Source organism: Bacillus paranthracis (assembly GCF_001883995.1).
Lineage (GTDB): Bacteria > Bacillota > Bacilli > Bacillales > Bacillaceae_G > Bacillus_A > Bacillus_A paranthracis.
In genome coordinates this window covers 1-271 of sequence record NZ_MACE01000091.1, presented here as the reverse complement: position 1 = coordinate 271, position 271 = coordinate 1, and the positions used below count along the sequence as shown (strand labels likewise).

Below are 271 nucleotides of genomic sequence, written 5' to 3'. Positions count from 1 at the left end.
GCTACTGGACCTACTGGATCTACTGGAGCTACTGGATCTACTGGATCTACTGGAGCTACTGGATCTACAGGATCTACAGGAGCTACTGGACCTACAGGAGCTACAGGAGCTACAGGAGCTACTGGACCTACAGGAGCTACAGGATCTACTGGAGCTACTGGACCTACTGGATCTACAGGATCTACAGGATCTACAGGATCTACTGGAGCTACTGGATCTACTGGACCTACTGGATCTACAGGAGCTACAGGAGCTACTGGACCTACAGGAG

1 protein-coding gene is annotated in these 271 nt (G+C 51.3%); it reads right to left on the bottom strand.

Features of this window, described 5'->3' with window-relative positions:
- Positions 1-271 (bottom strand): hypothetical protein (locus BAQ46_RS31820; RefSeq protein WP_249024577.1); only part of this gene is annotated, 271 nt, incomplete at both ends.